Origin of the sequence: Pseudomonas kitaguniensis (assembly GCF_009296165.1) — a bacterium.
GTDB classification, from domain to species: Bacteria; Pseudomonadota; Gammaproteobacteria; order Pseudomonadales; family Pseudomonadaceae; genus Aquipseudomonas; species Aquipseudomonas kitaguniensis.
Genome location: NZ_VUAZ01000101.1, coordinates 1 through 19,045 on the forward strand (window position 1 = coordinate 1; position 19,045 = coordinate 19,045).

Annotated in this window: 15 protein-coding genes and 2 pseudogenes; 1 reads left to right on the plus strand and 16 read right to left on the minus strand. The window is 62.0% G+C overall.

The features are described from left to right. Positions 1-86: 86 nt before the first annotated feature. From F0169_RS17090 to gabT, 3 genes are all read right to left on the minus strand, one after another. Positions 87-575 (minus strand): Lrp/AsnC family transcriptional regulator, encoded by a 489-nt coding sequence (locus F0169_RS17090; RefSeq protein ID WP_003174918.1) that lies wholly within the window; start codon positions 573-575, stop codon positions 87-89. A gap of 45 nt (positions 576-620) precedes the next feature. Further along, positions 621-1,265 carry an HAD family hydrolase gene (locus F0169_RS17095; RefSeq protein ID WP_058412838.1) on the minus strand — a complete coding sequence of 215 codons (645 nt, stop codon included), beginning with the start codon at positions 1,263-1,265 and terminating at the stop codon, positions 621-623. An 87-nt stretch (positions 1,266-1,352) separates the two neighbouring features. Next, positions 1,353-2,645 (minus strand): 4-aminobutyrate--2-oxoglutarate transaminase, encoded by a 1,293-nt coding sequence (gene gabT, locus F0169_RS17100; RefSeq protein WP_152747148.1) that lies wholly within the window; start codon positions 2,643-2,645, stop codon positions 1,353-1,355. A 193-nt stretch (positions 2,646-2,838) separates the two neighbouring features. On the opposite strand from gabT, the gene F0169_RS17105 reads away from it, so the two are divergent. After that, positions 2,839-3,765, plus strand: coding sequence for a 2-hydroxyacid dehydrogenase (locus tag F0169_RS17105; protein WP_152747149.1), 927 nt, complete (start codon positions 2,839-2,841; stop codon positions 3,763-3,765). A 306-nt stretch (positions 3,766-4,071) separates the two neighbouring features. On the opposite strand, the gene F0169_RS17110 is transcribed toward F0169_RS17105, so the two are convergent. From F0169_RS17110 to F0169_RS27550, 13 genes and pseudogenes are all read right to left on the minus strand, one after another. Beyond that, positions 4,072-5,157, minus strand: a complete 1,086-nt coding sequence (locus F0169_RS17110) for a tartrate dehydrogenase (RefSeq protein ID WP_152747150.1) — start codon at positions 5,155-5,157, stop codon at positions 4,072-4,074. Positions 5,158-5,177: 20 nt separating this feature from the next. Continuing rightward, entirely contained in the window at positions 5,178-6,638 is a 1,461-nt protein-coding gene (locus F0169_RS17115) for an NAD-dependent succinate-semialdehyde dehydrogenase (protein WP_152747151.1), read from the minus strand. Positions 6,639-6,755: 117 nt separating this feature from the next. After that, positions 6,756-7,913 carry an acetylornithine deacetylase gene (gene argE / locus F0169_RS17120; protein WP_152747152.1) on the minus strand — a complete coding sequence of 386 codons (1,158 nt, stop codon included), beginning with the start codon at positions 7,911-7,913 and terminating at the stop codon, positions 6,756-6,758. After that, a pseudogene (locus tag F0169_RS17125) lies at positions 7,910-9,062 on the minus strand (NAD(P)/FAD-dependent oxidoreductase). Before F0169_RS17125 ends, argE begins: the two are co-directional and overlap by 4 nt. Further along, positions 9,059-10,435 (minus strand): FAD/NAD(P)-dependent oxidoreductase, encoded by a 1,377-nt coding sequence (locus tag F0169_RS17130; RefSeq protein ID WP_152747153.1) that lies wholly within the window; start codon positions 10,433-10,435, stop codon positions 9,059-9,061. The pseudogene F0169_RS17125 and the gene F0169_RS17130 overlap by 4 nt, the downstream one beginning before the upstream one ends. Beyond that, the gene (locus tag F0169_RS17135) at positions 10,417-10,725 is read right to left on the minus strand and encodes a (2Fe-2S)-binding protein (protein WP_058414716.1); all 309 of its coding nucleotides are present in this window, start codon (positions 10,723-10,725) and stop codon (positions 10,417-10,419) included. The genes F0169_RS17130 and F0169_RS17135 overlap by 19 nt, the downstream gene beginning before the upstream one ends. Then, a complete protein-coding gene (locus F0169_RS17140; RefSeq protein ID WP_152747154.1) occupies positions 10,722-12,563 on the minus strand; it encodes an ABC transporter ATP-binding protein in 1,842 nt (613 codons plus the stop codon). The genes F0169_RS17135 and F0169_RS17140 overlap by 4 nt, the downstream gene beginning before the upstream one ends. 1 nt (position 12,564) lies before the next feature. Then, entirely contained in the window at positions 12,565-13,440 is an 876-nt protein-coding gene (locus F0169_RS17145) for an ABC transporter permease (protein WP_058414714.1), read from the minus strand. Next, positions 13,437-14,393, minus strand: a complete 957-nt coding sequence (locus F0169_RS17150) for an ABC transporter permease (RefSeq protein WP_152747155.1) — start codon at positions 14,391-14,393, stop codon at positions 13,437-13,439. Before F0169_RS17150 ends, F0169_RS17145 begins: the two co-directional genes overlap by 4 nt. A gap of 13 nt (positions 14,394-14,406) precedes the next feature. Then, a complete protein-coding gene (locus tag F0169_RS17155; protein WP_152747156.1) occupies positions 14,407-16,044 on the minus strand; it encodes an ABC transporter substrate-binding protein in 1,638 nt (545 codons plus the stop codon). Between the two features lie 96 nt (positions 16,045-16,140). Beyond that, positions 16,141-17,415, minus strand: coding sequence for an NAD(P)/FAD-dependent oxidoreductase (locus F0169_RS17160; RefSeq protein WP_122251479.1), 1,275 nt, complete (start codon positions 17,413-17,415; stop codon positions 16,141-16,143). Between the two features lie 22 nt (positions 17,416-17,437). Further along, positions 17,438-18,106 carry a haloacid dehalogenase type II gene (locus tag F0169_RS17165; RefSeq protein ID WP_152747157.1) on the minus strand — a complete coding sequence of 223 codons (669 nt, stop codon included), beginning with the start codon at positions 18,104-18,106 and terminating at the stop codon, positions 17,438-17,440. A 715-nt stretch (positions 18,107-18,821) separates the two neighbouring features. Further along, positions 18,822-19,045: pseudogene (locus F0169_RS27550) on the minus strand (hypothetical protein); the annotation flags it as partial.

Sequence of the window (19,045 nt, forward strand, 5' to 3'; positions counted from 1 at the left end):
CTCCCACAGAAAGCAAAAAAGCAGATCTGCTGTGTATGCAAAAGCCGCCTTTGATCTATCAAAAGTGACTCGCTACATCAGCAGCCTCAGTGCCGCAACAGCTTGCGCAGGGGCACGCCATCCTTGAGCACCGGTGACTTGATCACGATGTAGCTGAAGTACTTGGAAATCCCGATATTCTTGTCCAGCAGGCTTTCAACCACTTCCTGATAATGTTGAATACTGCGGGTCATGAAACGCACAAGGTAGTCGTAGCCACCGCTGATCAGATGACATTCAAGCACCTCATCGACCAAGCGAATGTTGGACTCGAATTTGGCAAAGTCTTCGCGCTTGTGGTCACTGAGGGTGATCTCGGTAAACACCGTCACCGAGTCGGTAATTTTTGCCAGGTTCAAGTGCGCCTTGTAGCTGGAAATATACCCGGCCGACTCTAACCGCTTGACGCGTTGCAGGCAGGGGCTGGCCGATAAGCCAACAGCGTCGGCGAGGCTGACATTGGTCATGCGGCCGTCTTTTTGCAGCTCGACCAGGATGCTGATATCAATCCGGTCCAGTTTCACTAGCCCTTCCATTGCGTACCTCATGACTGCCGTTCGTAAGACAATCTTCTAGCAAAATCAGCGCCGTAAAGACAGCTGATGCTGCGCAACCAGGTCCGCCATGCTGTTGATGCAGTAGTGCGCCGCACACGGCGTGGGTTGCCGGCTGCGCTGACGGCCAATCAAACAGCGGTCCAGGCCCGCCGTCGCGGCGACGGATGCTCGCGTCACGTGCAGCATCGGTTGCCCTTCCAGCGCCGGCTGGTTAAGCCAGCCCGGGTCCTCGGCCAGCGAGATAAAATCCTCAAGTGCAATGCCCAGGCGCTCGCACAACGCGGCGCGGTCTTCGGCATCACGGTCGCCGCGCACCCACAATCGGTAGAACTTTCGCAAGTAAAGCATAGCCCCCGGAGCATCCTCGAACAGCGACCAGTTGCCGGCTGATCGCGCAAAGCTCATGCCCTCCTCCCAACTGGCCTGCAAGCCCCAGCTCTGCGCGAGTTGGCGATGCGCAAAACACAGCACACCGCTGAAACCCAGCTCGGCGAAACGTGGGTAGAGTGCCGCGACCACCGCATTATATTCGGCCAGCACCGCCTGCTTTTGTACCTGCCCGCCACGGCTGTCGAGCAACGGTTGCAAGGCTGCCCATACACCTGAATCGCGATCCACCAGCACTTCATCGCAGTCAATCAGCAACGCTCGATATTCTGTCAGCCCCATGGTGGGTCGATCCTCCAATGATGCATTGCATTCACCCCATGCTCCATAACAGCTCACAAGCGGCGCCGGAAGTCAGTCAGCCTTGGCTCAGTTCAAGACGCGTGCCAAGGCACCCTCAAGTATCTGCAGGGCTTCGTCGATTTGCGCTTCGGTGGTCACCAGCGGCGCGAGAAAGCGCAGCACGTTGCGGTACACACCGCACTTGATCACTAACAAACCGCCCTTGCGCGCTTCATCAATCAGCCGCTGATTAAGCTCTGCGTCTGGCGTGCGGGCCTCGTCGTTTTTGATCAGCTCGATGGCGAGCATGAACCCGGTGCCGCGCACATCACCTATTTGCGGGTGACGCTGTTGCAAGCGCAGCAAGCCTTGACGCAAGCGCGCGCCCAGGATTTCACCGCGCGCCAGCAGGTGTTCTTCCTCAAAAGCATTGATCACCGCCAGCGCCGCTGCGCAGGACAACGCGTTACCGCCATACGTGCCGCCCAGGCCACCGGGCAACGGCGCGTCCATAACCGCAGCTTTACCGACCACGCCAGACAACGGCAAGCCGCCGGCCAGGCTCTTGGCGACCGTCACCAGGTCTGGCTGGATGCCGGCGTGCTGGAAGCCGAACCACTTGCCGGTACGCCCGAAACCGGTCTGAATTTCATCCAGAATCAGCACGATGCCGTGTTTTTCAGTCAGCGCGCGCAGGCCCTTGAGAAACTCTACCGGCGCCGCGAGGAAGCCACCGTCGCCCTGTACCGGTTCAATCAGGATCGCCGCGACCCGCTCTGGTGCCACCTGCGTGGCAAGCAATTCGTCCAGCGCCTTCAGCGCCATGTCGCTGGTGAAACCGCGATAGGCATTCGGATACGGCGTATGGAACACCTCTGGCGCAAACGGCCCGAAGTTCTGTTTGTACGGCTGGCTCATGCCAGTGAGGGTGGTGCCGAGCAACGTGCGACCGTGAAAACCGCCGCGAAAGGCAATCACCGCCGACCGGTTGGTGTGCGCACGCGCAATCTTGACTGCGTTTTCCACCGCTTCGGCGCCAGAGGTAAAAAACGCAGCTTTGTAGGCCTCCTTACCGCCGATCAGCTCGCACAGGCGCTGGGCCAGGTCCAGATAAGGCTGATACGCAACCACTTGAAAGCACGCGTGGGACACCTTGTGCAGTTGAGCCTGCACCGCCGCGACCACTTTCGCGTGGTTGTGGCCAACGTTCAGCACGCCGATACCGCCGACAAAATCCAGGTAGCGCTTGCCGTCTACATCCCACAACTCGGTGCCTTGGGCGCGATCAATCACCAAGGGGTGAGCAGTGACCAGGCCACGGGGCACGAATTGGTCGCGCTGACGCAGCAAATGAGGGGTTTCATCGACTTTGCTATTCATGGTTTTTCCCATCGTGAGTCCGGCAACCGGAAGGTGGTTGCGATGTGATTCAGATTACGGTGTGTGGAAAACCAACTACGCCGAACTTGCCCCGTGAGAAATTCGGATCAACTGTTTTGCCCCCGCCTTTCAACAGATCCTGCGCCTGCCTTGAGCGATGATGTGGGTGACCTCTCTTGCGCAGGAAATGCCCATGGCCTTGCTCTACAAAGCTGACCCGGTGCGCGGCCAACACTGGCAAGCACTGTTCGCCGAATACGCACCCGACATCGCTTGGCGCGCCTGGCCAGACATCGGCAACCCGCAAGACATTCACTACCTGGCCGCCTGGCAGGCACCGGAGGATGTGGCGCAGCTGCTGCCCAATCTGAAAGTGTTGTTTGCCTTGTCGGCAGGCGTCGACCAACTGGACCTTCAACGCTTGCCGCCCGAGCTACCGGTGGTGCGCCTGCTTGACCCAGGCATCACCCGGGGCATGTGCGAATACGCGAGTTGGGCGGTGCTCAGCCTGCACCGGGACATGTTGTGCTACCGCCAGCAGCAAATAGCGCGCTGCTGGCAGGCGCATTTGTTGCAGCCTGCGGTGAACCGGCGCGTAGGCGTGATGGGCCTGGGGACTCAGGCCCAACAGATACTTGCGACATTGGCGCCGCTGGGGTTCGCCTTGTCGGGTTGGGCGCGCAGCGCTCATCAGGTGCCGGGCGTGGACTGTTACGCGGGCGAGCAGCAGTTGCCGGCGTTTCTCAGCCAGTGCGACATTCTGTTGTGCGTGCTGCCGCTGACGGAGCAGACCCACGGGATTCTGAATCGACGGTTATTTGCGCAACTTCCACGCGGCGCGGCGTTGATCAATATGGGCCGTGGCGGGCATCTGGTGGAGGAAGATTTGCTCGACGCGCTGGGCAGCGGGCAACTGAGCGGCGCGGTGCTGGATGTGCTGCAAGAGGAGCCGGCGCGGGCTGATCATCCGTTTTGGGACCATCCGCAGATTATGCTGACGCCGCACATTGCGGCAATGACTCAACCGCAGAGCGCCTTTGTGGTGTTGCTGGAGAATATTCGCCGGTTTGAGCGGGGCGAGCCGATGGTCGGTGAGATAGATCGGCGGTTAGGCTATTAGCCCGCTTTCCTGTCATCGCCGAACGGATGCACACACACCCAACTGTGGGACACACCCGACTGCGGGCTTGCTCGCGATGGCGATGTGTCAATCAACACATTCATTGGCTGAGCCACCGCTATCGCGAGCAAGCCCGCTCCCACATTTTTTGACAGCGCATCACGCCACTGGCTTGATCGAGCCTGCCGCAAAAATCCAAAAATGCTTGATACCTGACTGATACACACAGACCCAACTGTGGGAGCGGGCTTGCTCGCGATGGCGGTGTGTCAGTCAACACATTCCCTGGCTCCCATCCTGCCCGCTTTAGAGCTCGAGCCTCTCGGCAATCGCCAGGCCTACGTCCTGTGTCGAGCCCTGCCCGCCCAAATCCTGCGTGATCGGCCCTTCGGCAATCACCGTCTCGATCGCCCGCAAAATCCCGTCATGCGCGGCGCGATAACGTTCATCTCCATTGCCGAGAAAATCCAACATCAGCGCGCCCGACCAAATCATCGCAATCGGATTGGCGATATTCTGCCCGGCAATATCCGGCGCCGAGCCATGCACCGGCTCAAACAACGAAGGGAAGCGCCGCTGCGGGTCCAGGTTAGCGGACGGCGCGATCCCGATCGTGCCCGCACACGCCGGCCCCAGGTCCGACAAAATATCGCCAAACAGATTCGACGCCACCACCACATCAAACCGGTCCGGCTGCAACACGAACCGCGCGCACAGAATATCAATGTGCTGCTTGTCCCACGTCACCTCGGGGTAATTGGCCGCCATCAGCGCGGTGCGCTCATCCCAGTACGGCATGCTGATGGAAATGCCGTTGGACTTGGTCGCCGCCGTCAGGCGCTTGCGCGGACGCGTCTGCGCCAGCTCAAATGCAAACTTGAGAATGCGGTCCACACCGCGCCGGGTGAACACCGATTCTTGCAGCACAAATTCATGCTCGGTGCCTTCAAACATCTTGCCACCCACCGACGAATACTCACCTTCGGTATTCTCGCGGATCACCACAAAATCAATATCGCCAGGCTCACGCCCGGCCAGCGGGCACGGCACGCCGGGGAACAGCCGCACCGGGCGGATGTTCACGTACTGGTCGAAGTCGCGACGAAACTTGAGCAACGAGCCCCACAGGGAAATGTGGTCCGGGACTTTGTCCGGCCAGCCGACCGCGCCGAAGTAGATGGCGTCAAAGCCCTTGAGCTGCTCGAACCAGTCCTCGGGCATCATCTGCCCGTGTTCCAGGTAGTAATCGCAGTGCGCCCAATCCAGCACTTCAATGCTCAGGTTGAGGTGCCAAATCTTCGCCGCCTGCTGCAGTACGCGCAGCCCTTCGGGCAACACTTCCTTGCCAATGCCATCACCGGCAATCGCGGCGATTCTGTATGCCTTGCTCATGCCTCACACCTCATTAACTGTCAGTTCAACCCGCCGATATGGAAGGCTTTGACTTCAAGGTACTCGTCCAGCCCGTACTTGCTGCCTTCGCGCCCCAGACCCGACTGCTTGATGCCGCCAAACGGCGCGACTTCCATCGAGATAATCCCGGTGTTGAGCCCGACCATGCCGAACTCCAGCGCCTCGCCAAAACGCCACGAGCGCTGCAAGTCCTGAGTGAAATAGTAGGCGCCCAAGCCGTACGGCGTGGCATTGGCCAGGGCCAGCGCCTGGGCTTCATCGGTAAAGCGCATCAACGGCGCCACCGGGCCGAAGGTTTCTTCGTTGGCGAGCAACATGCCGGCGTGGGTGTCGCCGAGCACCGTGGGCTGCACGAACTGGCTGTCGCCCGTGGGGATCGCGCCGCACAACAACTGTGCGCCTTGGCTCAAGGCGTCGTCGATATGCCGCGCCACCTTGTTCACCGCCGCAGGGTTGATCAGTGGGCCAATAGTCACGCCGTCTTCCAGGCCATTGCCGACCTTGAGCTTGCCCACCTCCTCGACCAGCCGCGCGGCGAAACGCGCGTAGATACCGTCCTGCACCAAGATGCGGTTGGCGCACACGCAGGTTTGCCCGGCGTTGCGAAACTTGCTCAGCATCACGCCCGCCACGGCCTGTTCGAGGTCGGCGTCGTCAAACACGATAAACGGGGCATTGCCGCCCAGTTCCAGGCTCAGGCGCTTGATGTGCTCGGCGCTTTGGCGCATCAACAGGCGGCCGACGGCGGTGGAACCGGTGAAGGAAATTTTGCGCACCGCCGGGTTGCCGGCCAGCTCTTCGCCGATACCGGCGGGCAGCCCGGTGATGACATTGAACACCCCGGCAGGGATACCGACACGCTCGGCCAGCACCGCCAGAGCCAAGGCCGACAGTGGCGTGAGGTCGGACGGCTTGACGATAATCGGGCAACCGGCGGCCAGCGCGGGCGCGCATTTACGCGTGATCATTGCGTTGGGGAAGTTCCACGGGGTGATCGCGGCGCACACCCCCACCGGTTGCTTGAGCGTCAGCAAGCGACGGTCGCCGCTCGGCGCCGGCATGGTTTCACCGTAGACGCGGCGGGCTTCCTCGGCGAACCATTTGACGAAGCCGGCACCGTAGCGAATTTCGCCCTTGGCTTCGTTGAGCGGCTTGCCCTGTTCGCAGGTCATGATCAGCGCCAGGTCATCAAGGTTATCGATCATCGCCTGGTGCCAACGTTCAAGCAGCGCTGCGCGCTCCGCTGCCGGGCGTGCGCGCCAGGCAGGCCAGGCGCGCTCGGCGGCTTCGATGGCGCGGCGGGTGTCCACCGCGTGCATGGCCGGAACCTGTGCCAACAACTGGCCGGTGGCGGGGTCGTGGATGGCCAGCGTGGAGCCGCTGTCGGCAGCGCGCCACTGGCCATCCACATAGCCGAGTTCAGCCAACAGGCTGGGGTCTTGCAAGCGATTCTTGAGCATGGTCGAGTCCTGGTCCGAGACACGCTCAAGTCTAGGCAGGTCGCGCAAACGAGGATGCCGAAAGCGCGTTTGAAGCAGCGTGCCGTGCTGAAAATCACGCGAGGACGGCAGGCTCTGCTAGGCCGTCAGCGAACCCAGCATGCCTTGCAAAAAGCGCTCGCCCGCCTCCATCTGGCTGATCTCGACAAACTCGTCGGGCTTGTGCGCCTGCTCGATGGAACCCGGCCCGCAGACCACCACCGGCACATCCAGACGCTGCTTGAACAGGCCGCCTTCGGTGCCGAACGAGACCTTTGCAGTGCCGGTGCCCGGCGCCGCGAATTGCTTCAAAAAGCGCACCGCCTCAACGCTTGGGTGGGTGTCGAGCCCTGGGTAAACGTTGATGGTTTCGATCTCGATGGCCGCCACGCTGGACAACTTCTGCGCCTCACGCACGATCACTTCGGCGCGCTCGCGCATTTGTTCCAGGAACTGCTCCAGGTCGTCGGCCGGCAGGTTGCGCACTTCAAAATCCAGGGTGCACAGATTGGGCACAATATTCAGCGCCTTGCCGCCGCTAATCTGCCCGACGTGCACGGTGCTGTAGGGCACATCGTAGTCCGTGTCCTGAGCGCCGTGGCGTTGCAGTTGCTGCTGGCTTTCGCGCAGCGCGGCGATAAAGTCGCAGGCCACGTGGATCGCATTCACCGAACGCGGGGCCAGCGACGAATGCGCCTCCAGGCCACGGCAATGGGTGCGGTATGAACCCTTGCCCTTGTGGCCGAGTACAAACTGCATGTTGGTCGGTTCGCCGACCAGGCACAAAAACGGGCGAACCGGCGCCAGGTGCAACACGTCGAGCAAGCGCCGCACGCCAACACAGCCGATCTCCTCGTCGTGCGACAGGGCCAACTGCAGCGGGCGGTTCAGGGTTTGATCAGCCGCGTCGAGCATCGCGTCGATGGCCAGGGCAATAAAGCCCTTCATGTCGCAACTGCCGCGCCCATAAATACGCCCGTCCTGCACCGTGGCGGCGAACGCCGGAAAGGTCCACGCCTGCCCCGCCGCCGGCACCACATCGGTGTGCCCGGAGAGCAACACGCCGGGCTGGTGCTTGGGGCCGGTGCTGGCAAACAGATTAGCCTTCTTGCCGCTTTCGTCCTTGACGATCAGCGACTCGATGCCCTTGGTCAGCAGCAGGTCGCGCACGTAGTCGATCAGGGCCATGTTCGACACTGACGACACTGTATCGAAGGCCATCAGCTGTTTGAGAATCTCGAGAACGCGAGGTTTCATGAGGCCTGGCTCCGTTGGATGGCAGGGAGGGCAAAGCGGGTGATGGAAAACGGCTCAATCGGCGTGCTGGTACTGCCGGTGCTGAGCAGCTCCGCCATGACATCGCCAACGCCTGGGCCGAGCTGAAAACCATGCCCGCAAAAACCAAAAGCGTAGAACAAACCGTCGACGCTGCCACTGCGCCCCATCACCGGCAGCGAGTCCGGCAGGTAGCCTTCGATGCCGCTCCACACGCGGATGATGCTCAGGTTACCGACGCCCGGCAGCAGGCGGCGCATCTGGTTGATCTGGTTGAGGATGCTGCGCGGCTCGACCTGAGCGCGACGGTTGAGCATGTCCGGTTTGCTGCGGTAACCGCCGCCAATCACGATATTGCCGCGTGGGATCTGCCGGAAGTAAATCACCTCTTCAGGAATTTTGGTGTACACGCCGATCACCGTCGGCAGCGCGTAGGGCACCGGCTCGGTCACCGCCATTTGCGGGCCGTGGGTGTCCAGCGGCACCGGTTCGCCGAACTGCGCCGAGAGTTTCTGGCCCCAGGCCCCGGCGGTGATCAACAGTTGCGCGGCCTGGAACTGGCGGCCGTCGGTGGTGCTGACATGAAAGTCAGCGCCCACCTTGTGCACCTCGGCGACTTCGGTACGCTCTTCAATCTGCGCACCCAAGCGCACCGCCGCGCGCGCAAACGCAGGTGCTGCGAGGCGCGGGTTGGCGTGGCCGTCGTGGGGCGCGTAGGAGCCGCCCTTGACGTCCGGGCCAAGGAAGCCGAAGCGTTGACGCAACTCGGCGCCGCGATAAATTTTAAGGTCCAGTTGCGCGGCTTCCGGCGCGGCGGCGTAGGCCTCCAGTTCGGCGATTTCATCTTCGCGATAACACACGCGCATATGCCCGCTGGGAATGAACTCAAGGTCATCGCCGATTAATTCCGGCAGGCGTTTCCACAAGGCCCAGGAACGGTTGGCCAGGGCCAATTGGCCGAGGAAGCGGCCTTGCCGCCGCACGTTGCCGAAATTCACACCGCTGGCGTATTGGCCGATCTGGTCGCGCTCCAGCAAGATCACCGATGCCGCGAAGACGCAGGAAAAACGCGGTTGCCGAGCCCATCAGGCCGCCGCCGACAATTACCACGTCAGCTTTTTGCACACTCATGGCGCGACCTCCTCGGTGAGCATCGACAACGGTTTGACCGGCGCTTGGCCACGCTGGCGGCCGACCTCCTGCACCGGCACGCGCGCCTCGGCGGCAATCACCTCGGCGCCCGCCTGCGAGCAATAGCGGCCCTGGCAGCGGCCCATGCCGACCCGGCTGAACGCCTTGGCGCGGTTGACCTCGCAGGCGCCCTTCTGATTCACCGTGTTGCGTAATTCGCCGGCACTGATCATCTCGCAACGGCACACGATGGCACTGTCCGGTAGCGCCCTGGCCTGTTCGCTGGGCCATGGGAATGCCTGTGCCAGGCCGAGGCGAAATTGATCCATGGCCGCCAGCGCCTGCTGTTGCGCGTCACGCAGCGCGGTATCAAAAGGCTGCTTTAAATCTTCAAGCAAGGTCAGCGCGACCAGGCGCCCGGCATGCTCGGCGGCGTCGGCACCGCGAATTTTCGAGCCGTCACCGGCGGCGTACACGCCGTCTACCGACGTGCGCCCGGCGGCGTCGGTGGCCAGCCACCATTGGCTGGACGGTTCGTCAAACGCCATCTTGCAGCCCGCCAAATCGCCCAATTGGGTTTCCGGGCGCAAGTGATAACCGAGCGCCACGGCATCGGCCTGCACCGTCACGGCCTGGCCGTTGCCCGCCGTAAAGCGCACCCCGCCGACGCCGCTGGCGGCATCCCCGATGATCTGCAATGGCTTGACCCCCAGATGCACCGCCACTTTAGCGCGGTACAGTTGCGCCAGCAGCTTGATGCCGGTGAACAGCAAGCCGGGGCGTGCGAGCAGTTTTGGCAAGGCTTTAAGGCGCAGGCTGAAGGGCGACGTGTCGAGCACCGCCGCCACCTCGGCGCCGGCTTTGACGTATTGGCTGGCAACCAGGTAAAGCAACGGCCCGCTGCCCATGAAGACCACGCGATGGCCGATCGACACGGCCTGGTTTTTCAAGGCGATCTGCGCCCCGCCGAGGCTGTAGGTGCCCGCCAATTGCCAGCCTTCGATGGGCATCAAGCGGTCAGTGGCGCCGGTGCACAGAATCAGCGCGTCGTAATCCACGGTGCTGTGCCGGCCCTGGCTCGCACAACACAATTGCCCCGGCGTGAGGTTCCACACCAAGGTGTCGGGGCGGTAATCGATCACGCTGCGCAGGCGATCAAACGTCTGGTGCAGGTGCTCAGCCTTGGCCGCTTCGCTGCCGTACAGGGTGGCGTAGTCGCGGGTAAACCCATGCGGCTGGCGGCGATAGATTTGCCCGCCGTCACGGCGATTTTCATCGATCAAAATCGGCGTGATACCGGCGTTTACCAGGGTTTCGGCGCAGCGAACCCCGGCGGGTCCGGCACCCACAATGACTACCCGTGCAGTGGCCATGTTGCCTCCGGTTGTGTGGTGACAATATCCAGGCCCTCGCGGACCTCGTTGGAGCAAGCGCGCAGGCGTTCGCCGCTGCGGGTCCACACCCAGCAATCCTGGCAGGCGCCCATCAGGCAGAAACCGGCGCGGCGCCCGCTGTCGAATTCCGACTGGCGCAAGGCGTTACCGTGGGTCAGCAAGGCGACCATCAGGGTGTCGCCCTGCAGGGCTTCGATGGCTGCACCGTCCACGGTCAGGCTGACCGTCGGCCGGCCCTGTTCGGCCAGCCTCACAAAACGCCCTTTCATGCATACGCTCCCAACGTCATGGTGGTCAGGCCCTGCTGCGTGTTGAGCAACTGGGCAGTGTCGTGGTGACAGAGAATTTCACCGCCGTTGGCCAGCGTCCGCCGATTCGGCGCGGTGCGGTTGCACAGGCCGTCGACCCGCACCGGGCAGCGGTTGAGGAAGGTGCAGAGTTCCGGCACATTGGCGCGCGGGCCAATCGGCGGCAACGCGCCAGCGCTGGCGCTGCAGGTTTCCAGCCAGCCTTGGCGCAACTCCGGCACCGAGTGAATCAACAGGTCGGTGTAGGGATGAAACGGCGGCACGGCAAACGACTGGCGGCTGCCGGCCTGTACTTTGTGGCCGCTGTACATCACCACAATGTCGTCGCACAGCGCGCGCACAGTGGAAATATCGTGGCTGATAAACAGGTAGGACACGCCTAACTGCTGGCGCAGATCGCGCAGCAGTTCGAGGATCGCCGCGCCCACCACGGTGTCCAGCGCCGAGGTCACTTCATCGCACAGGATCAGGTCGGGTTTGGCGGCCAGCGCGCGGGCCAGGTTGACCCGCTGCTTTTGCCCGCCGGACAACTCGTTCGGGCGGCGTTGAGCCAGGTCACGCGGCAGGCGCACCAGGTCGAGCAATTCGCCGACGCGGGTTTGCAGCGCGGCGCCTTTGAGGCTGAAATACATCTTCAACGGCCGACTGAGGATGGTCGCCACACTGTGCATGGGGTTGAGCGCCGTGTCGGCGTTCTGAAAGACCATTTGAATGCGTCGGAACTGCTCGGGGGTGCGTTCGGACAAACTGCCGCCCAACGGCTGGCCGTCGAACGTCAGCTTACCGAGGGCCGGGGTCAGCAGCCCCGCCACCACACGCGCCAAGGTGGATTTGCCGGAGCCCGACTCGCCGATCACGCCGATGGCCTGGCCGCGTCGTACGTTGAGGTCGATGTCTTCGAGTACACGAATCGACGGCATGCCTTGCAGGTTTTTGTTGCCGTAGCCGGCTGTGAGGTTGCTGATGGTCAGCAACGGCACTTCTTCGGCAACGCCGCACGGCGGCCGAATGTTGGTGTCGGGGCGCGCGGCGGCCAGCAGGCTGCGCGTGTATGCATGGCTCGGGGCCTTGAGCAGCGGCGCGGTGGCGCTTTGTTCGAGGATTTGCCCGCCGTTGAGCACCACGATCTGGTCGGCCATCTGCGCCACCACCGCCAGGTCGTGCGACACGTACACCGCCGTGGTGCCGCGCTCGCGCACTACTCGCTTGAAAGCACGCAACACGTCGATTTGGGTGGTCACATCGAGCGCCGTGGTCGGCTCGTCGAGCACCACCAGCAGCGGGTCGCTGATCAGCGCCATGGCGGCCATCACCCGTTGCAGTTGCCCGCCGGACACCTGGTGCGGGTAGCGTTGGCCAATGCGCTCCGGGTCTGGCAGCGCCAGGTCGCGGAACAGTCCGATGGCTTTGGCGTGCAGGTCAGCGCGGCTGCCCAGGCCATGGATCAGTGCGCCCTCTACCACTTGGTCGATGAGTCTTTTCGCCGGGTTGAACGCCGCCGCCGCGCTTTGCGCGATGTACGACACACGGTTGCCGCGCAGTCCTTGCAGGTGCTTTTCGCTCAACGCGAGCATGTCGTGCTCGCCGACTTGCACCACCCCGCCGGACAGGCGACAACCGCGCCGCGCGTAGCCGAGCAGCGCCAAGGCGATGGTGGTCTTGCCGGAGCCAGACTCACCGATCAGCGCCAGCACTTCACCTTTTTTCAGCGCGAAACTCACGCCTTTGACGATTTCCACCTCGCCGCGCTCGCCACCGGCGACCACGCGCAGGTCTTTGACGCAAATCAACTCAGTCATTTCAATGGCCTCCCATACGTCGACTACGTCGGGATGACAGATGGTCGATCAGCAGATTCACGCTGATGGTCAGCGTGCCGATGGCCAGCGCCGGAATGATAATGGCCAGCGCGCCCTGGTTGAGCCCGCCGATGTTTTCGCGCACCAGCGAGCCGAGGTCGGCGTCTGGCGGTTGTACGCCAAGCCCGAGAAAACTCATGCCGCTGAGCAGCAATACGATGTAGCCGAAGCGCAGGCCGAGGTCGGTGAGTACCGGGTTGAGCATGTTCGGCAAAATTTCCATGCAGGCCACGTACAACCGGCGCTCGCCACGCGTACGCGCCACCTGCACGTATTCCAGCGCCTCGATGTTGACCGCCATGCTGCGCGCGACGCGGAACGCGCCCGGGATATAACTGATCACCGCCGTGCAGATCAGCAGCGTGACTGACGAGCCGAATGCCGAGACCATGATCAGTGCGAGCATTTTGCTCGGGATCGAAATGAACGCGTCCATGATGCGGCTGATGATTTCGTCCAGCCACTTGGGCGAGACCACCGACAACAGGGCGCAACCGGTGCCCAGCGCGCTGGCCAGCAACGCCGCCACCAGCGCCAGCCCAACGGTGAACCGCGCGCCGACCAGCACCCGGCTGAGCATGTCGCGGCCGAGGTAATCGGTGCCGAAGGGGTGCGTGAGGCTGAAGCCTTCGAAGATGTTATCCGACACCACCTCACCCACCGGGTGCGGTGCCAGCCAAGGGCCGAACAGCGCCACCAGCAACCACGCTACACAGACCACGCCGCCCACCAGGCCGAGCCACGACGGGCCGCTGGACGCCTTGGCAAGTGCCAGCGCGGAAGACACGGGCTTTGACTTTGCAATGAGCGGATTCATTGGTTTCTCAGCCTCGGGTTGGACAGAATTGCACACAGGTCGGCAAGCAGCACCAAGCCCAGGTAGGCCGCGCAGAACAGCATGGTGCACGCTTGCACCAGCGCCATGTCGCGGTTGGTCACGGCATCGACCATCAAGCTGGCAATGCCGGGGTAGTTGAAGATGGTCTCGACAATCACCACCCCGCCCAACAGGTACGAGAGGCTCAGGGCAATGGCGTTGGCAATCGGCCCGATCGCATTGGGCAAGGCGTGGCGCAGCACAATGCGGATAGGGCTGACGCCTTTGAGGCGGGCCATTTCGACGTAGGCGCTGTCGAGTTGGTCGATCACGGCGGCGCGGGTCATGCGCGCCATTTGCGCGACGATCACGCAGCACAGCGTCATCACCGGCAACGCATACGTGCGCATGAATTGCAGCGGTGAGCTGATGTCGCTGGCGTACGAGAGGGCCGACAACCAACCGAGGTTGACCGCAAAAATCAGCACCGCCAGGGTCGCCACCAGAAACTCCGGCACGGCGACCATGGCCAGCGTGACGAAGCTCAAGCAGCTGTCGATGCGCCCGCCCCGGCCCATCGCCGAGCCGATGCCGAGTAACAGCGCCACCGGCACCGACACCAGCGCCGTGGCGCCCGCCAGCATCAGCGTATTGGGCACCCGGCCGGCCATCAATTCACCGACCGGCATGGCGTTGGACACCGACAGGCCCATGTCGCCGGTGAGCAGGCTCATCAACCAATGCAAATACCGCAACACACCGGGTTGGTCCAACCCCAGTTTCAGGCGCAGTGCCGCCACTTGTTCAGGGGTCGCGAACTGGCCAAGGGATTGTTGCGCAGCGTCCCCCGGCAGTACCGCCGTGATCGCAAACACGACCATCGACACGATCAACAATGTCACGACCCCGGCGCCGAAGCGTCGGCAGATCAACCACAGTGTATTGCTGTTCATCGCACTGCCCTCCTTAAGCGTCCAACCACACCTGCTCGGCGAACATGTAGCCCATAAAACCGCCCAACGGGTTGGTGTCATAGCCTTTGACGCGCTGGTCGACGCCGTCGATGTTGCTGATAAACACCGGCACGCCGATGCCGCAGTGGTCGTGCACCAGCGTCTGCATGTCGCCGTACATTTTGGCGCGCTTGGCGTCATCGGTTTCGGCACGCGCGAGCATCAGCAATTGGTCGAACTGATCGTTCTGCCAACCCGACTCGTTCCACGGCGCCTTGGACTGGAAGAACTGCGAAAACATCACGTCGGCATTTGGCCGTGGGTTGATGTTGCCGAAGCTCAGCGGGTGCTTCATCCAGTGGTTCGACCAGTAGCCGTCGCTGGGCAGGCGGTTCACATCGAGCTTGAGCCCGGCCTGTTTGGCCGATTGCTGCAAGAGCACGGCGATGTCTACCGAACCGGTAGCAGCGGGCGATGCCATGATCGGCATGGTGATGCTTTCCATGCCGGCTTTTTTCAGCAGGAACCTGGCTTTTTCCGGGTCGTACACGGTCTGCGGCAGGTCGGTATTGAAGTAGCGCGAACCCGGCGCAATCGGGTGATCGTTGCCGACCACGGCAAACCCACGGAACACCGCAGACTTGACCTGTTCACGGTCGAGCAGCAGTTTCATGGCCTGGGTGAAGTCGGGGTTCTTGCCGGGCAACTGGTCCTGGCGAATGATCAAGTCAGTGTAGTTGCCCGACGGTGCATCGACGACCCGGTGTTTGCTGCTCGCCGCGATACGCGTGGTCGAACGCGGGTTGACCTCGTTGATCATGTGCACGTCGCCCGACAACAGCGCGTTGACCCGCGACGGCTCGTCGGCAATCGCAATGAACTCGATTTCGTCGAGGTACGGCAGGCCCGGTTTCCAGTAACTTTTATTGCGCACGGCAATCGAGCGCACGCCCGGCTTGAACTCGCCCACCGTGAACGGCCCGGTGCCAATGCCTTTGCTAAAGTCGCTGGTGCCCTCGGGCACGATCAGCAAGTGCGATACCGCAAGAATCGACGGCAGCTCGGCGTTCGGCCCGCTGAGGCGAATCTGCACCTCGTTCGGCCCGCTGGCTTTGATCTCGGCGAACTGCTCCATCAGCGGCATCACCTTGGAGCCAGTGAGTGGGTCTTTATGCCGGTTAAGGGAGAACACCACGTCGGCGGCGCTCAGGCTCTTGCCGTTGTGGAAGGTCACGTCTTTACGCAGGGTGATGGTCCACAGGGTTGCGTCGGTATTCTCGATGCGCTCGGCCAGCTCCAACTGCGGCACCAGGTGCTTATCGAAACGGGTCAGGCCGTTATAAAACATGTAGTGGCGTACGTAGTCGGTGGACAGCGCACCCTTGGCCGGGTCAAGGGTGTCGGCGGTGGAACTGGACATACCGGCGACACGAATTTTGCCACCGGGTTTGCCTTTACCCGCAACGCCTGCGTCATCGGCGAACACCTTGCCAGCGGCGCCAAACAGGCTGCCGGCTCCGGCAGCGGCGACGCCGGCAACCCCGAGCATTTGCAGGGCGTGGCGGCGCGACATGCCACGGTTGAGGCTTTCAAACACCCGCAGGCTTTCCTGGCCGGAGATCAGCTCGGGTGGGGTTTTGTTGTCAGTCATATCAAGGCTACCTGTCGATAATCGGAAGAATCGAGTGCTCACGGATGTCCGGAGCGTCCTGGAAACGCAAACGACGGTGACGCAACATCGGCCAACTCAGTGCAAATAATCCTGAAAGCGGTAGTAGGCGCCCACGAACGGCAGGAACCAGGGTTTGCCGAAGTGCCCTGGAATCGCCGGCCATTCGAGTTCACGCCAAGGGTTGGCAGCCGCATTCCCGGCCATCACCTCGGCCATCACCTGGCCCATGTGCACCGACATTTGCACGCCATGGCCGCTGTAGCCCATGGAATGAAACACGCCGCCTTGCTGGCCCGCGCGGGGCAGGCGGTCAGAGGTCATGTCGACCAGGCCGCCCCAGCAGTAGTCGATTTTCACCTGCGCCAACGGCGGGAACATGTTCAGCATCGCCGCGTGCAGCACCTTGCCGCTCTTGGCATCGGAGACGCTGTTGGACATCGCAAACCGCGCACGCCCGCCGAACAGCAGGCGGTTGTCCGGGGTCAGGCGAAAGTAGTTGCCGATCATGCGGCTGGTCACATAGGCCCGGTGCCGGGGCAGCAATTGGTCGATCAACGCCTGCGGCAACACCTCGGTGGCAATCACAAAACTGCCCACCGGCACGATCCGTCGGCGGTACCACGCGAGGTCGCCATGTTGGCAAGCACCCGTGGCCAGCAGCACTTGCCCGGCGTGCAGCGAGCCCTTGGCGGTGTTGACCTGATAGCCGCCGGCCTGAGCCTTCCAGTTGTCGACCTGGGTGTGCTCGTAGATCATCGCGCCGCGCCGCGCTGCCGCCTCGGCCAAGCCGACACCAAAGCGGCCAACGTGCATCTGCACCCCGTTGCGTTGCAGCAACCCGCCATGAAACTGCGTCGAGTTGACCTCGGCGCGGGTTTGCTCGGCGCTGAGCAGTTCCACATCGGCGTCGACCTCTTGGCGAATCAGCTCGCAGGTGCGCGCCAGGCCCTCGTAATGCAGGGGCTTGGCAGCCAACTTGAGCTTGCCGTTGCGCACCAGGTCGCAGGCGATCCCTTCCTGCTCGACCAGCGAAACCACGCTGTGCACCGCACGTTCGTAGGCCTGGTAATAGGCGCGTGCCTTGTCGGCACCGAGGCTTGCGTGCAACCCGGCGTAGTCCTGAGCCACCCCGGTGTTGCACTGCCCACCGTTGCGCCCCGAGGCTTCGCCGATCACCCGCCCGGCATCCAGCACCACCACGCTGGCGCCTTTAAGCGCCAGCGCGCGCGCCGCCGCAAGGCCGGTGAACCCACCGCCAACCACCGCCACGTCGACCTGCTTGGGCAAGCCGCCCAGTTGCGCACCGGTAAACGCCGGTGCGGTGTCGAGCCAATAGGATTCACTGCCCATGTAATGCCCTCAAGGTGCGCAGTTACAGACCGACCAATGCCGGCAGCCCACCGATGTCGGTGATCTGCTGATAACCGTAAAACGCATTCGCCGGCACTTCATGGCCACGGGCAACAAAAGCCTTGTGCTTGATTTTCATGTCATGCGCCGACATCAGGTCATAACGGAAGCTCGAAGACACATGCAAGATGTCTTCCGGACCGCAGCCAAGGTTGTCGAGCATAAATTCAAAGGCTGCCAAACGCGGCTTGTAGGCCTGTGCCTGCTCGGCGGTGAACACTTTGTGGAACGGCGCGCCGAGTTTGTCGACGTTGGACATGATTTGGCTGTCGCTGGCATTCGAGAAAATCACCAGCGGAATCTTGTCGGCGATTTTCGACAGGCCAGCCGGCACATCTGCATGCGGGCCCCACGTCGGCACGGCGTCGTAATACAGCTGGCCTTCTTCGCGATAGTCGATGCCCCAACGCTTGCACGTACGCGCCAGGGCAGTCTTGAGAATTTCATCGTAGGGGCGCCAGTCACCCATGACCTGATCAAGGCGATAGGCCGAGAAGTCTTTGACGAACTGGTCCATCTGCTCAGCGCTGATGCGGTCTGCGAACAGCTCGCGGGTCATGGTGCCCATATGGAAGTTGGTCAGCGTACCGTAGCAGTCGAACGTAATGAATTTGGGACGAAGAAAGCTCATGGAGTGCGGTCCTGAAGTTCGTTGAGTGTGGCAAGCGTTCGCTGCCCTGGCGGCGCGTTGGCCTCGTTGCAGCACAGCTTCATTACAACACTGTGAAATCAGCATATGCCGTCTAAAACGACCTGCACTCAATACAAACCACCGTTTTGGTGGCTGGGCTCAGCAGAGTTTGCGGTACGCGCCAGGCTTGGGCAGAGCCTGTGTTTGTGCGCTTTTATGGGCCTTTTTGGAGTGGGAAGGCTTAAGCATGCGGGTGGGGGCGGCAGAAAGTGTGGTTGGCGGTATTTGGGACGTGGAGAAGATAGACCGGGTGTATACGAAAAACGAGAGACGGCTGATCAGGCAGTTATTTATGCGGGCTAATCTGCGGCTACCGCGTGATCGGCGTATGGGTTGGACGGAGTCCTTAATCCGCCCTTCCTGGCACCAGGAACCCAATCACGCCACGCTTTCCTGGGCTATCTGCGCATTTATGAATACAGCGGCTGTTCTTCAAGGCCTACACCGGATAGAAGAATTGGGCACCCATAAAAATGATCGCAATCCAGGGAGACCAAGAGTCGATGCTCGGCATGGTTGTGTAACCTCGTAAACTTTCTCTCCAATGTATTCGCCAGTCGTAGCACCGACTGTCGTCCCCACCCTTGCGCCCGCCCCTACTTCGGCCGCAACTATAGATGCCCCTACATCGGGCCTCGCGCAAGGTCCGTTCGAGCTACCTAAACTTCAGCAAAATGGCAACGACTATCATCCCAATGAAGGAGGTAAGGATTGTCGCCGTAACGCTTATAAGAAGACGTTTCAGATAACGTGGGAAGTTTTCTAAATCTACTGGATCCAAGTCACCCAGGCGCAGGTGTACCTTGGGTATCGTGATCATCCCGGCAATTTTTGACATTTTCCAACAGGGACCAAAGTACACCCCGCTTGCCCAAGCTA